Origin of the sequence: Psychrobacter sp. K31L (assembly GCF_017942195.1) — a bacterium.
In the GTDB taxonomy this organism is placed as follows: Bacteria; Pseudomonadota; Gammaproteobacteria; order Pseudomonadales; family Moraxellaceae; genus Psychrobacter; species Psychrobacter glaciei.
On the sequence record NZ_JAGKSC010000007.1, the window covers coordinates 13,833 to 27,505 of the forward strand.

The following is a 13,673-nucleotide window of genomic DNA, read 5'->3' on the forward strand; positions in this document are numbered from 1 at the left end:
CCAGCAGCATCTTATGGCATTTTAGTGTTTTGAACGGCTTGATTGAAAACGGATAATGATAGCGGTGGTTAACGTTAGTCTTTTTAGATTAAGCATGAGTGATCCTGTTTATCATCGTGATATCCTTATCAAGTATGTTATCTATTAACATCTTAAATCTAACAAGATTATTGCAGGCGTCAGTAGATGCATTCGAGTCATTGATGATGCCTACTGTGACAATTCGGGGCGCGTTAGGACGTGTACTCAATCTAAACGGAAACGACTACATGAGCCAAACATAGATAAATCTTGCCAAACAGTGTTAAATAGCGGGTCAACAAAAATTTATAGCTTATTTTGGTACACAAATGGTGTTCCCATTTTATTTACTGAGTCAATGACGTTAGAAATTACTCAAAAACGCTAGAAAACACCGCCAACAAGTGGATAATGATAGGTCGAATCTTCTCAATTCCAGTTTATACGCTCATAAAAACCAAATATGGTCAGTCCTCTATAAATCAGATACGGTGTCAGGCTCGCTTAGTCTACTATTTGTAGTACTTTCCCTTGCCTTCCTTGTATCCAAATTATATTGAACCGACTATGGTTAACGAGCGTTCAGTGAACTGGAGTCATTATCAGTTAGTAGAATAAAAGGATTTAACATGCGACTGTCATCATTCATGCAAAAAATGCACAAACGCAACCCTAAACTGGGCAAAGTCGCCTCGCTTGCAACGGCCACAGGTGTGCTTGCTGGTAATAGCTTAATTGTTGCGCTACCCGTATGGCTGATGGGTGCCACCAAAGTCGTGACTGGTGCAGCGATCGCTGATGACACGATGATCAAAGTGACCAATTATTGGATAAACAGTAATAACACTTTAATCGATAATATCTTGCCAGAGAAAGACTGGCGTATCAGCCTACCCGATGACGTCAATATGCAGGGCAAATACCTACTGATGAGCAATCATCAATCATGGGTAGATACCAGTATCGTGCAATATATTAGTGAAAATCGCTTACCATTAACGCGCTTTTTCACCAAGTTTGAGCTGATATATATTCCTGTTATTGGTCAAGCTTTTTACTTTTTAGACTTTCCTATGATGCGTCGGCACTCTAAAGAAGCGATTGCTAAAAACCCAGCCTTACAAGGTAAAGATATCGAAGAAGCAAAACGCGCGTGTGCACTCCTCAAAGACAAACCCTTTACCCTATTGAACTATTTAGAAGGGACGCGCTTTACCCAAGACAAGCATGACAAACAGCAGTCACCTTATAAGCATCTGCTCAAGCCTCGCGCGGGTGGTCTCTCATTGGCGATCAATGCGTTGGGTGAAGAGATGGATGGCATCTTAGATATGACCATCGTTTATCCTGACGGGGTGCCGACGTATAGTGATCTGTGGAAGGGCAACATTAAGCGTCTGGGTGTCGACGTGCGACATGTCGAGATACCTGATGCGCTTTTTGATGCGGTCAAAAACGGTGGTTATGAGAATGATGAGGCCATCAAGGCGCAAATGTTTGCTTGGATAGAGGAAATGTGGCATCAAAAAGATCAGCGTATTAGCGCTATGCTGGCTGAATTTGATAGCCATCCTGACGTCTAAACCAATCAATAGAAAAGGCCATAAATAAGGCTTATATATTTTGATACTTTGACCCCCACATTAAAAAAGTGAGTGGGGTGTCAAAAAGTATGCTTGGTGGTTAGAGCATGACTATAATCAGGTTAATACAAGACAGAGAAAGAGAAAGAGAAAGAGACAGCGCAGAGAATATTAACTAGCTGTTTGGCAAGATTTAGCCGTTTTTAACCCATTTAGTCACTTTCGTTCAGATTGAGGACACGCCCTGACTCATCAAGGTATTTAAATATGAAACGTGCCAATCAATTACAGCCATTATCTCGCCAGCATCACCTTGGTCTCAACTTGTCTCGTCATGCGAAAGAATGCACTGACACGGCTACAGAGATTGCCCAGCACTGGCATAATCTCACCGCTTATATCGACGATATGCATTATCACTTTCAGATTGAAGATCATTTTCAGATTGAAGACAGCTTAATTGCTAATGCGTTAGAGCCTTATCGAGCATCTCAAGCTGAGGTGGCATCGGTATTAGCGGCGCTTGCTGGTCAGCATAAACGCTTGCAGACTCTGATAGATGCGGGACAAAAAACGGCAAGTCGGTCTCTAACGAGAGTACAAGTCAGAGAGCTTGCCACGTTACTATACGACCATATTCGTTTTGAGGAGCGCGAACTGTATCCCATTGTGGAAAAGTATCTAACAGAGGATGAGCTGGATGCTGTTTATCAAGCAAGCCCAGACAGTATTAAGCGCTCAAACGAGAACCGCTAGAAATTAGAGTATGTTAAAAAGGCTGTCTGCGTCGCTTCTATCGACGTTAATTGAGCATCAGCGTTGATTTAGCTTATTGACAGTGGCAATCAAGGCGACCATGATCATACCAATGATAATAAGAATGCCGGACATCATATGTGCCGCTTCATAATTCAGCGCCTCAACTTGCTCATAGATAGCAATCGAGACGACTTTGGTCTCACCTGAGATACTCCCACCTATCATCAATACCACTCCAAACTCGCCAATGGTATGGGCAAAGCTAATTAAGCTGCCAAGAATAATACCAACGCGCGCTTGTGGCAATGCTACTTTCATAAAGCGCCTCAGACGACTTGGCTCCAATAAATGCGCCACTTCGATGACGCTGGCTGGAATGCGCAAAAACTGAGCGTAGACAGGCTGAATATAAAAGGGCAACGAGTAAATAATAGAGCCGATGACAAGCCCTTCAAAGGTAAAGATGAATGGGCTGATATCATGCTCAGCGAGCCATCTACCGATACCCACGTTGGGGCTTAATAGCAGTAATAAATAAAAGCCAATCACGGTAGGCGGTAATACTAACGGCAACGCGATAACGCCCATTAGTAAGACTTTAAAACGACTAAGTACTCGGCCACGGCTCGGTTTGGCGAGCCAATAAGCGACAGGCGTGGCAAACAGTAATAAGCATAAGGTCGTAACACTAGCGAGCTTAATGCTCACCCACAATGGACTGAGCATGTCTGCCATAAAAGATTGGGCTATCATAACGTCATTGCTCTTTCTTGGTCGTTGCTAGCCATTAATGATCGTAACAAGTAATATAGTCAAAATATACTAAAAACGCGACGGTCTTGCTGATATCAATTTTTTGTCGCCTCTGTCTGTGTAAGCACAGCAAGCAAGGAAAATTAATATCAGCAGTGCCTGATGGTTCAATATTACTTTTCACTCACTATATCATTCACAAAAATTAGAGTAGCAAGGAAAAAGAGTACAAGTAATACGCATTGTAGGCCAAGCAATTTTGACACAGCTAATCGTATTTTTGGGTTTGGTATAAGGATAATGCTTGGTTATTTAACCATTAAATAGCCCGCTTGTGAGAAATAGTGTTGTCCTGCTTTTGAACGTAAATAATCTGTAAAATCTGTGGCAATGAGTGCATCACTAATGACGATTCCATCTTGCAAAATCGCTGGATAAGAGGTTGGTGCTAACGTGATAAATTGTTCGGGTTTGGCTTTGATAGCGATGATTTGCGACTGTGCAACAAAGCCATAGTCCACACTGCCCGTATGTGCGTATTGAAATGCTTGGCCGATATTTTCTGCTTGTATCAGGCGTTTTTGCTTATTTAAAGTGTTATATAAATTTTGCGATTTTAGATAGGTTTGTGCCGATGCGCCATAAGGGGCAAGCTCAGGATTGGCGATGGCTATCTTGCCATTAGCGTCTTTCACTAATAAGTCACTCACCGCTGCTTGCTCAAGCCCATGCAATGACTTAGTGACGCTATATAGTGCCAACTGACCTTGCGTATAAGTAAATGGTGTATAGCTCTCATCATTTTTAGCGTTATCCACGACTCTTTCAGCCGCCAGTTTGGCAGGAAATTCTTGATTGGCAGATAAGAATATATCGTAAGGTGCGCCTGCTTTTATTTGCGCGTATAACTTGCCTGACGAGGCATAAGTGACGTCAATATCCTGTGCCGCTAAGTTTTCATCTGTTTTATAACCGTCAATAATTTGAGGCAACACATCCGATAAATTGGCAGCAGCAGCGATACGCAGGGTTTGGGTTTGCTCAGGTGTCTGGCTAGCAGAATCCGTGTCAACCGTATTTTCTGCTGTACAAGCGCTTAACGCTACTAGTAAAAATGCAAAGATAGGTGTCACTGCCATCAACTTAGCCATTACTAACCATCCTCGTTCTTAACCGTTATTGCTAAGCCACTTCGAAACATCATTGTCGTAATACTCTTGTTTCCACACCGGAATGTCTGCCTTAATCGTATCTAGTATCCAGCGGCAAGCATCAAAAGCGGGATAACGATGGGCAGAAACCACGCCCACCCAGACAGCGACATCGCCTATCTCTAAAGCACCGATACGATGGATGGCAATAGCATGAGTGATTTCAAAACGCTTTTTGGCTTCTTCGATAATTGCGCGACCTTGATTCAGTGCCAAGTCTTCATAGCCATAATAGGTTAAGCGCTCAACGCTGGCGGCATTATTGTGATTGCGTACTCTACCCTCAAAGCAAACGAAAGCACCGCAGCTATCATCATCGAGGGTGTTTTTAAGTCGGTTTTCATCAATCGCCACATCCAATAACGCAAAGCCATCACGCTCAGCGATTAGGTAGGCCTCGTCGATGCTACGCTTGATGGTCATTGAGTGGCTATGGACGTTATCTGTCATGTGATATCTCTATTTGCTGTCTTTTTAAATAGGAAGCGGTCTACTAAAATTTAACCACCCGCGACTGGCGTGATAAATACCACACTGTCACCGTCATGGATCTGGTCTGTCCATTTGGCAAAGTAATCATTTACCGCCACGCGTAGCTCTGCCTGCGGGTGACTAAAGCGATGCTTTTGACTGAGTTGTTCATACAGCTCAGTCAACGAGGTCGACTGCTCAACGCTGACCGTTTCTTGTTGGCAGTTGGCTTCATCCGCTAAGCTGGCGAAATATAGCACGTTGATAATCATCGTTGCTTCAGTGTTTGATGCTACGTCAATAGTACTCATAAAAACCTTCCATTCTGTGTAAGCTATCGAGCGTTATACTGATATTATTGCTCATCTGGTACTGCTCATCGTGAAAAAATTCCATCAATCTAAGCCTGATTTTAAGCATGACTATAGTCTGATTTGCCGCCTGTTTTTGTCACCAAATGAATATTATTAATAACGATATCATGCGATAGTGCTTTGGTCATATCATAGATGGTCAGACAAGCAATACTAACGGCGGTTAAGGCTTCCATCTCGACCCCAGTTTTATGCGTGACTTTGACAGTGCCGCTGACGATAATGGCATGCAGCGCATCATCGTAGGCAAAGGCTAGACCAATCTTGTCTAGCGGCAATGGATGACACAGTGGAATCAAGTCGTGCGTGCGCTTGGCGGCCATGATACCGGCGATATGCGCCGTCTGAGTGATGCTACCCTTTTTGGTCATGCCATCAGCAGCTTTGATTTGTGCATAAATCTCGCTTGGAAAACGCACTTGTCCAACCGCGTTGGCTTCTCGCGTCGTTGCCGTCTTGCCACTGACATCGACCATGGTAATATCGCCGTTGCCGTCTAGATGCGATAAGCTAGATTGCTTGCTTTCCTGATTATTGCTATTCATTGCTAATTTCTCTTAATAATGTCTCTTGATAATTTTTTATAAATCGCTTAACGCTGCGCAGGCACGTTGGAAATCTTCAGGGGTATTAAAGTTGGTCAGATGCTGCCAATTTTCTGTCAAAGGCACAGCTTGCGTAAGAGGCTTAATACATGATATGACACGGCGTTGACCACTATCAATATAAGCCTTCAAATCAGCCTCAATACTTAATTGATAGAGTCCCAATAATGGATATAGATGGCTATCATCGGTTAGACAAACCACTTTTTTATCGGCCACTTGACTAATCACTGGTTGTAATTTTTGCCATAAATCAGTTGCAGGTATTAAGCTATCGCAGCTAATAACGAGTAACCATGAGGAGCCGGATTTTTGGTTTGGCGTTGCATCAGTGAGCTTGGCTAATGTCTGCAAAGCTGATTCAATAGCAACCAAAGCCCCGCCGTTATCGCTCTGCTCATTACCTTCGATAGGATTATAATCAGCAATATGCATAATTGGAGATTGTGGATTACCAATACTTAAATCTAAATCAACCGTAAAACCACGCTCATTGTCTGCAATCATAATCGGTATATTGAAACCAGCGGTATTTAAATCAGCCGCTGTTAGTTCAAGGGCATGACGCACATGATAATCTAACAGCCGCTCACCTGTCGGTAGGGTGAGTTCCGCTTTGGGCACGCCCATACGCTTGGACGCGCCACCCGCTAAGATGACCACGCCTGCTAAGCTATTTAGATGTGGTGCAGTATTAGCCATCATTGAATATCAGTCATGGCTAGGATTTTGTGCCAAAAAGTGCGGCACAAAATTGCACGGACGAGTACGACTATCAAACTGCTCTTTTAAGATATTTTCCCAGCCAGTACGACATGCGCCTGATGAGCCCGGTAAGCAAAATATACCTGTACCATTCGCCATGCCAGCAACCGCTCTTGATTGTACCGTAGACATGCCAATTTCATCTTTTGAGATGAGACGAAACATTTCACCAAAGCCATCGATCGACTTATCAAACAGTACTTTTACCGCTTCTGGCATGCTATCTCTGATAAAAAATCCCGTACCGCCCGTCGTAATCACCGCATGAACCTTTGGATCTGCAATCCAGCCACTGATAACCGCTCTTATCTGATAGATATCATCAGAGATCAGCTGCCGATCTGCTAAGTGATGCCCTGCTTCGGTTAAGCTGTCTGCCAAGTATTGTCCTGAAGTATCTTCTGCGATTGTGCGACTGTCAGAGACGGTTAATACGGCAATATTAAGCGGTGTAAATGCTGCAGCGGGTTTGCTCATAGCGTTTCCTAGAGAAGGTGATGTTAATGTTCAAAAAAGCGTAACGTGCTTATTAATTTAACCGCCAATGATTGACAGGTTGTGCATAATGCCACTATTGGCATCATGCAAATGATGATGCTCAGGTTTGATCGGCATAAAACTATGTAGGTCATTGACCAAACCCTGCACATCATTGTTCTGTAAATGCTGACGAATATCATAGTTGCCTTGATCAAATAAGCACAGATGCACTTTGCCTTGACTACTCACCCGCAAGCGATTACAGGTATCACAGAAATGCGCCGCGTAAGGGGCAATCATACCAATGCGCCCCAGATAATCAGGATGGCTGTACTCTACTGCAGGACCATCGCTACTGCCACGCTCGTGTGGCTGCCAACCATGCTTTAATAAATAATCGGTGATAATATCGGACTGGGCATGCTGGGCAAAAAACAGGTCGCTATTGTCACTCGTCTGCATGAACTCAATAAATCGATAAGTCACTTGTCTATCTTTGACGTAATCAATGGCATCTATCAGATTTTCAAAGGCAGTTTCTGCCATCAACACACTATTAATTTTAAGCTTAATATCCGTGGTTTGGAGTAAGGTATCCATATCAGAAAGTAGTTGTGGCAAGCTATCAAAGCCCGTCATCTTATGAAAGGTAGCAGCATCAAAGCTGTCCATGCTGATATTTAACTGGTCGAGTCCAGCGGCTTGCCAGCTGGCTAAATGCTTACCGAGCTTATAACCATTACTGGTCATCGCCACCGTTTCAATGCCATCAGTTTGTTTGATGGTTTCAATAATCTCGACGACATCGCGACGGATAGAGGGCTCACCGCCAGTGATTCTAACTTTTTTGGTGCCGACTTGAGCAAAGCCGCGTATCAGTGTGGCAATCTCAGGGACACTGAGCTCATCATCAGGGCGTTTGCCTTGATAGCCGTTCGGCAAACAGTATTCACAGCGAAAATTACAGAAGTCAGTAATAGACAAACGCAGATAAGTGAGACGTCGAGCAAAACCATCAGTTAACGGTTGAGAGTGCTCAATATCTTGCTCGGTAGGTGCTGCTACAGACGGGGCTTGATATTTATCAAAAGCCGTAGTGGCTGTTAATGTAGACATACTAGGCGAATACAGTTGTGCATGGCCTATCTTAATGTTGTCATCACTCATATTTTCCTACCATCAGTAGTGCTTGTGAGCAGCATTACTTTATTATTCGTGTTTGGCCTACCATTGTATGATTTATTTTCAGCTTTTTTGTATTCATCTTATAGAGATTTAGAAAACTATCACTACGCATGTAGCCAAGGGAACGGCTGCACAATGACGCTATCACCTGATGCCACATTACCACTGTCTTTGTCCAAAACAACAAAGCAATTCGCTCGGCTAAGCTGTTTGATTCTATGTGATTGCTGACCTGAGAAGCACTCAACTTGATAACTGCCAGCATCGTTTTGTGTGAGAACGCCGCGCTGAAAGTCCTTACGACCGGCTGATTTTCTGATATCGTTTGTGAGTGTCGCTTTGACACTCAGTTGCATAGGTCGCTCTGCTAGATCAGCGCCTGACATTTGCCACAATGCTGGTATCACAAACTGTAGTGCCCCAACGACCGTCGATAGTGGATTACCCGGCAGACCAAAATATAACACGGGTTTAGCTATATCTTTATTTAATTCACCAAACACAAACGGCTTACCCGGCTTCATCGCGACTTTATAGTGGTTAATCTGACCCAGCTGTTCAATCACAGTGGTCAAAAAATCATAATCACCAACCGAGACGCCAGCCGTGGATATCAGAACATCGCAGTCTTGCATTGCTTTATGGACAGCAGCAGTCGTCTGCTCTAGATTGTCAGGGATAATGCCGTAATCACGAATGGTCATCGGCAGATCAGCCAGCATGGTTTTGAGTGTGGGCGTATTGGAATTATATATTTGCGCCAAGCTTGTCAGCTCATTGCCAATAGCAACCAGCTCATCACCAGTTGCTAACAAGCCTACGATCAACGGCTGAAATACCTTGACTTGGCTGACTCCCAAATTAGCCAATAAGCTAATATCAGTAGCATTAAGGCGTTTACCTACCTTCAATACGGTCTCGCCCGATTCGATTTCTTCACCTTGTTTGCGAATATTGCTATCGATCTGAGCCGTTTGCGACAGCGTCACCGTGTAAGGTTTTGATTTATCGATTGTATCTCTAATAGTGGCAAAGTTAGTATTCTCTTGCATGATGACCGTGTCACAGCTATATGGAACGACAGCGCCAGTAAAGATACGCACACCTTGTCCCGCTGCTAGCTCGCCAGTATAAGCACTGCCCGCTTGTGATTCGCCAATGATTTGAATGCTGCTGTCGTTTGATATATCACTGCCATGAGCAATGGCATAACCATCCATCGCTGATAGATTCTGCCTTGGTATATCGAATGTTGCGGTGATATCTTGCGCCAGTATTTGATTACGACTGGCTAGCAGCTCACAGGTGTTGAGCACCCTTGTTGGTAGTGGAAAGTCATTATTATTATAAGTATCTACGCGCAGCTTTATCGCTGTCTGTAACGCTTCCATCGTAATCATAAGAGCACACTCAGTTTGTCGGTTGTTATTAGTATTACATTATAATTATTCATTATAGTGAGGCATTGCTGACAGTTTATCATTTGCAGCCCGTATTTTTTGCTATCAGCGTTAATTGCATCTCTTCTACAATTGCATCCTTTCTATATTGTTGTAGCCGGTTTTATATAACGTCAATGTAGGCATACTTACGTTTTTGATAGCATCATACAAATAGGTTTATATAGCACCGTTCTCGTTAAACACTAACAGATAATCGACATCAGGGCATGTCCTCAATCTGAACGGAAGAGACTAAACAGGCTAAATACTACCAAACTGTATCAAATAGCTGGTCAATATCTCGATATTATCTACGCTATTTTTCTTGTTTGGCTACCATTTATCTCGTTTTTATCGCCATTTTTAAAATGATGACATGCCCGAATAGTGAGTACTTAATTTTAACTGCTTAATTTTCAATGCGAGCCTTTTAAGTAAGCTGACACCTGTAAATCAATGCCTTTAGATAGGGCATAAAAAAGCACCTAGGTTAAGGTGCTTTTTGTGTTCATAATTATTTATAATCCTGAACACAGTCGTCAAAAACGGTGGCGTTGATTATTACATAATAACGCCAGCAACCAACTTCACCATGATGTCAATGAAGAAGCACTCCGCTGACTGATAAAACCGTCTGGCGTTTGGCTATTATCGGCTTGCCAGCGCTGGAATGCTTTGCGGGTATTGGTACCGATAATACCATCTGTACCTTTGGTGTCATAACCTGCACTGGTTAAGCGCTGCTGCAATCTGGTCACTTGAGAAGTCGATAATGGGTTTTCGTAGCGCGGCCATGATTTTCGTAGACCACTTTGCCCAGCCAGTGCTTTACCGAGCAAGCTCACACCCAGCGCATAGCTCGATGAGTTGTTATAGACTTTGATCACATCAAAATTTGGGCTTAACAATAGCACTGGGCCATCTTTACCCGCTGGTAGCCATAGCTCCATTTGCGTATTGGCATCAAGATAAATATCATCTATGGTATCAACGCCAAGCGCTGCCCATCTGGCCGCAGGTTGCTTGCTACCGACAACCGAGTAATCAAATGAAGCCGGAACCGTTACTTCATAAAAAGGCGCCAGACCGCGAACCCAGCCTGAATTGCTGAGATAATTGGCAGTAGAAGCTAAGGCATCACCCGTTGACCATGGGTTGCGATGACCATTACTATCGCCATCGACACCATGCTCTAACCAAGTACCTGGGATGAACTGTGTCTGTCCCATACCGCCAGCCCAAGAGCCTTCTAACTGCGACCAAGACACATCACCACGCTGCAATAGCGTCGCTAATGATAGCAACTGCGTTTCGGCGAACTCTTGGCGACGACCATCATAAGCAAGGCTAGAGAGCGCGCTTGGTAAGTCACTATTGCCAGTCACCACACCATATGACGACTCCATGCCCCAAATCGCGGCGATGGTTTCTGCACTTACCCCATACTGCGATTCCAGTTGTGACAAAAATGCGCGTTGCTCAGCAAACTTACGCTTACCCGTACTCACACGCCCATCTGATACCGCAGAATCAACATATTCCCACGGCATCTTTGAAAACTCTGGCTGTCCTGAATCAAGCGAGATGACCTGCTGATTTAGGTAAGCAGAATCCATCAGACGTCGAATCGTTGAGGCATCATAGCCTGATGACAGCGCACGCATGGAGAAGTCAGACTTCCAATCAGAAAAGCTGTTGTAGCTTGGTTTTGCCACTGGTTGCGGCTTGATAACCGGTGCTGGTGTTGGCTTTACTTGAATGGTTTGGGTCTGGGTAATCTGTACATTACCTTGACGCACAGGCTTGCTAGGCTTCTGCATCGCCTGTTGACTGGTACAACCTACCATCACTAAGGCAGGAAAAAGGGCAATATACTGTTTTTTTAACATCATAAAAACTCTCAATTATGAATAAGTGACTTAGCGATTAGCGGCAACAATTAGCAGCAGTTCATCAAATTTAACGTCTAAGCATTTAACGTCCAAGCATTTAACGTCAAGGTATTTAACGTCCAAGTACAGCCCGTGGATCGATAGGATTGCCATTCAAGCGCACTTGAAACTCTAGGCCGACTTGGTTGGTTTGACCACTACTACCCATACTGGCAATACGCTGGCCAAGTTGTACTTGCTCGCCTTCTTTGACTAATAATTGACTATTGTGAGCGTAGGCGGTGATGTAATTATCGCTGTGGCGAATCATGATGAGGTTGCCATACTCTGGTAGACCACTGCCCGAATACAGCACAGTTCCAGATTGGCTGGCAAGCACAGGATCACCTTCGTTACCAGCAAACCACATGCCCATGTTACCCGCTGCCGCATCAAAGTTGCGAACCACTTGGTTGCGACTTGGATAGTCATAGCCCGATGTCGCGTTGGCCGTTACTTCATATGCTGGCGTTGGCGTGCTGGTGACAGGAGGGGTATAAGTCGGCTGTGACGGAGCAGAGGTATTAGCACCATTATAAGTGTTATAGCGATTGTTGCTAGTTGCCGTTACTGGCGCGCCTTCCCATAGCTTCAACCATTGACCGCTATAGATAGTATATTTACTATCCAAACCGTTCATCGCCCCAATTTGACGATAGCTCAAGCGATAGCGCTCAGCGATTTGACTGACCGTATCGCCACGCTGCACGCGATGATAGTTAGGAACGCCTTTAGCATTGGTAATAATCTTAGGTCCCGCTTGGTTAGCTGATTGGTAAGTAGGCTTCGTCGCACAGCCGACTATCGCTAACGATGCTGCTGTCAACGTCCCTATCAATACTACCGTTGCCAAGCGCGATCCAGCAATAAGCTTCTTCATACAAGATTTCCTATTCTTTATGTTACTCACAAACTCCTTGTGCTAATCACAAGCATTTTGCTAACTTTTATACCGTTTAATTTTTGTCAAATACCATCGTCAACAACTCGATAATAAATGATTTTTCTAATTTTTGGCAGCGCTAAATTATAGCATTAACGCCGACAGCCTATTGAGAGTGTCTGCTGGCGTATGATGCAAGCGTACTGGTGATAGACTAATATAACCCGCTGCCACCGCTTGGTCGTCCGTCATATTAGTTGCCGATGACTGAGTGTCTTCAATTTCTGATGGCGACTTGTATTGCTGCTTACGTAGCGATAGCCAATAGGCATCTCGCCCGCGCGGATCCACCACATGGTGCACAGGCCGTGCTATTTGGCTATGTCCCAGACAAGTAATTTTTCGACCTTTGATGTCATCGGCATCATTTACATCGGGGATATTAACGTTTAATACATGATAGGGCAAACTTTTGAATGCCTCTACTATAGATGTTTCGGTTAGCAGTTTGACGATTTCATCGGCGGCCATTTGATAGCGGCTCGTTTGATCTTGTCCATCGCCTGTCATCCTTGCACCGACTAGAGAAGTTGCAATTGCAGGCAATCCAAAGAGCTGCGCGGTCAATGCCGCGCCAAAAGTGCCCGAAAACAATACATCTTGCCCCAAGTTAGCCCCTGAGTTAATACCGGTAATCACGCAGTCAAAGTGTGTGTCTTGATATAGCTCGTGTAACGCCAAATAAACACAGTCCGCAGGCGACCCATTAACCGCGATAAACCCCGAGGGTAATTGATGAGTATATAATGGCTGGGAGATGCTCAAGGCACTACCACAGCCGCTCTGCTCATTGTTTGGTGCAACGACCATCACCTCGCCAACCTTTGATAAGGCTTGCGCCAATGCTAACAATCCTGGCGCATGTACCCCATCATCATTACTCACTAAAAATTTCATTTGTACTCAATATATTTAGGTTTGACCGTCTGTCTGCTTGTCTACTTTAAAAGGATAGAATTGTTATACTCAGCCCGTTATTTGACGGTTTATTGCTTAGCGCAACTCACACTGACGGACGGCTAAAAACGATTGTTATCACTCAGTTTTCTCGTAGCAATGGTCATTATTAGGTAGCACCTTACCCTTATAACGGTGTTAGGTGCAACGACATTGTGGGCGATTATACCTTAATCGTGGAGAGACACGAACC

General features: G+C 44.2%; 14 protein-coding genes. 2 read left to right on the forward strand and 12 right to left on the reverse strand.

All coding sequences use genetic code 11. From position 1 onward, the window contains the following. Positions 1–650 precede the first annotated feature (650 nt). Both J5X94_RS11135 and J5X94_RS11140 read left to right on the forward strand, forming a co-directional pair. Entirely contained in the window at positions 651–1,604 is a 954-nt protein-coding gene (locus J5X94_RS11135) for an acyltransferase (RefSeq protein WP_210541304.1), read from the forward strand. A 267-nt stretch (positions 1,605–1,871) separates the two neighbouring features. After that, positions 1,872–2,360 (forward strand): hemerythrin domain-containing protein, encoded by a 489-nt coding sequence (locus J5X94_RS11140; protein ID WP_210541305.1) that lies wholly within the window; start codon positions 1,872–1,874, stop codon positions 2,358–2,360. 57 nt (positions 2,361–2,417) lie between these two features. On the opposite strand, the gene modB is transcribed toward J5X94_RS11140, so the two are convergent. The 12 genes from modB to surE form a co-directional block, all read right to left on the reverse strand. Further along, complete coding sequence (gene modB / locus J5X94_RS11145; RefSeq protein ID WP_210541306.1) at positions 2,418–3,116, reverse strand: molybdate ABC transporter permease subunit; 699 nt, start codon at positions 3,114–3,116, stop codon at positions 2,418–2,420. Between the two features lie 308 nt (positions 3,117–3,424). Continuing rightward, positions 3,425–4,267 (reverse strand): molybdate ABC transporter substrate-binding protein, encoded by an 843-nt coding sequence (modA, locus tag J5X94_RS11150; protein ID WP_210541307.1) that lies wholly within the window; start codon positions 4,265–4,267, stop codon positions 3,425–3,427. 18 nt (positions 4,268–4,285) lie between these two features. Continuing rightward, a complete protein-coding gene (locus tag J5X94_RS11155; protein WP_210541308.1) occupies positions 4,286–4,777 on the reverse strand; it encodes a molybdenum cofactor biosynthesis protein MoaE in 492 nt (163 codons plus the stop codon). A gap of 50 nt (positions 4,778–4,827) precedes the next feature. Then, entirely contained in the window at positions 4,828–5,109 is a 282-nt protein-coding gene (locus J5X94_RS11160; RefSeq protein ID WP_210541309.1) for a MoaD/ThiS family protein, read from the reverse strand. 101 nt (positions 5,110–5,210) lie between these two features. Beyond that, positions 5,211–5,717 carry a cyclic pyranopterin monophosphate synthase MoaC gene (gene moaC, locus J5X94_RS11165; protein WP_210541310.1) on the reverse strand — a complete coding sequence of 169 codons (507 nt, stop codon included), beginning with the start codon at positions 5,715–5,717 and terminating at the stop codon, positions 5,211–5,213. Between the two features lie 36 nt (positions 5,718–5,753). Further along, on the reverse strand, positions 5,754–6,482 hold the full coding sequence (mobA, locus tag J5X94_RS11170) for a molybdenum cofactor guanylyltransferase (RefSeq protein ID WP_210541311.1): 729 nt from the start codon (positions 6,480–6,482) through the stop codon (positions 5,754–5,756). Between the two features lie 6 nt (positions 6,483–6,488). After that, positions 6,489–7,019, reverse strand: coding sequence for a molybdenum cofactor biosynthesis protein B (moaB, locus tag J5X94_RS11175; RefSeq protein ID WP_210541312.1), 531 nt, complete (start codon positions 7,017–7,019; stop codon positions 6,489–6,491). A gap of 57 nt (positions 7,020–7,076) precedes the next feature. Beyond that, positions 7,077–8,189, reverse strand: a complete 1,113-nt coding sequence (gene moaA, locus J5X94_RS11180; protein WP_210541313.1) for a GTP 3',8-cyclase MoaA — start codon at positions 8,187–8,189, stop codon at positions 7,077–7,079. Positions 8,190–8,311: 122 nt separating this feature from the next. Next, positions 8,312–9,607 carry a gephyrin-like molybdotransferase Glp gene (gene glp / locus J5X94_RS11185; protein ID WP_210541314.1) on the reverse strand — a complete coding sequence of 432 codons (1,296 nt, stop codon included), beginning with the start codon at positions 9,605–9,607 and terminating at the stop codon, positions 8,312–8,314. Positions 9,608–10,236: 629 nt separating this feature from the next. Next, positions 10,237–11,541, reverse strand: a complete 1,305-nt coding sequence (locus tag J5X94_RS11190) for a lytic murein transglycosylase (RefSeq protein ID WP_210541315.1) — start codon at positions 11,539–11,541, stop codon at positions 10,237–10,239. A 112-nt stretch (positions 11,542–11,653) separates the two neighbouring features. Beyond that, a complete protein-coding gene (locus tag J5X94_RS11195; RefSeq protein WP_210541316.1) occupies positions 11,654–12,460 on the reverse strand; it encodes a LysM peptidoglycan-binding domain-containing M23 family metallopeptidase in 807 nt (268 codons plus the stop codon). A gap of 147 nt (positions 12,461–12,607) precedes the next feature. Further along, a complete protein-coding gene (surE, locus tag J5X94_RS11200) occupies positions 12,608–13,420 on the reverse strand; it encodes a 5'/3'-nucleotidase SurE (protein WP_210541317.1) in 813 nt (270 codons plus the stop codon). Positions 13,421–13,673 lie beyond the last annotated feature (253 nt).

Coding starts and splice junctions, on each gene's coding strand:
- J5X94_RS11135 (WP_210541304.1), top strand. CDS start 651: ATGCGACTGTCATCATTCATGCAAAAAATGCACAAACGCAACCCTAAA.
- J5X94_RS11140 (WP_210541305.1), top strand. CDS start 1,872: ATGAAACGTGCCAATCAATTACAGCCATTATCTCGCCAGCATCACCTT.
- modB (WP_210541306.1), bottom strand. CDS start 3,116: ATGATAGCCCAATCTTTTATGGCAGACATGCTCAGTCCATTGTGGGTG.
- modA (WP_210541307.1), bottom strand. CDS start 4,267: ATGGCTAAGTTGATGGCAGTGACACCTATCTTTGCATTTTTACTAGTA.
- J5X94_RS11155 (WP_210541308.1), bottom strand. CDS start 4,777: ATGACAGATAACGTCCATAGCCACTCAATGACCATCAAGCGTAGCATC.
- J5X94_RS11160 (WP_210541309.1), bottom strand. CDS start 5,109: ATGAGTACTATTGACGTAGCATCAAACACTGAAGCAACGATGATTATC.
- moaC (WP_210541310.1), bottom strand. CDS start 5,717: ATGAATAGCAATAATCAGGAAAGCAAGCAATCTAGCTTATCGCATCTA.
- mobA (WP_210541311.1), bottom strand. CDS start 6,482: ATGATGGCTAATACTGCACCACATCTAAATAGCTTAGCAGGCGTGGTC.
- moaB (WP_210541312.1), bottom strand. CDS start 7,019: ATGAGCAAACCCGCTGCAGCATTTACACCGCTTAATATTGCCGTATTA.
- moaA (WP_210541313.1), bottom strand. CDS start 8,189: ATGAGTGATGACAACATTAAGATAGGCCATGCACAACTGTATTCGCCT.
- glp (WP_210541314.1), bottom strand. CDS start 9,607: ATGATTACGATGGAAGCGTTACAGACAGCGATAAAGCTGCGCGTAGAT.
- J5X94_RS11190 (WP_210541315.1), bottom strand. CDS start 11,541: ATGATGTTAAAAAAACAGTATATTGCCCTTTTTCCTGCCTTAGTGATG.
- J5X94_RS11195 (WP_210541316.1), bottom strand. CDS start 12,460: ATGAAGAAGCTTATTGCTGGATCGCGCTTGGCAACGGTAGTATTGATA.
- surE (WP_210541317.1), bottom strand. CDS start 13,420: ATGAAATTTTTAGTGAGTAATGATGATGGGGTACATGCGCCAGGATTG.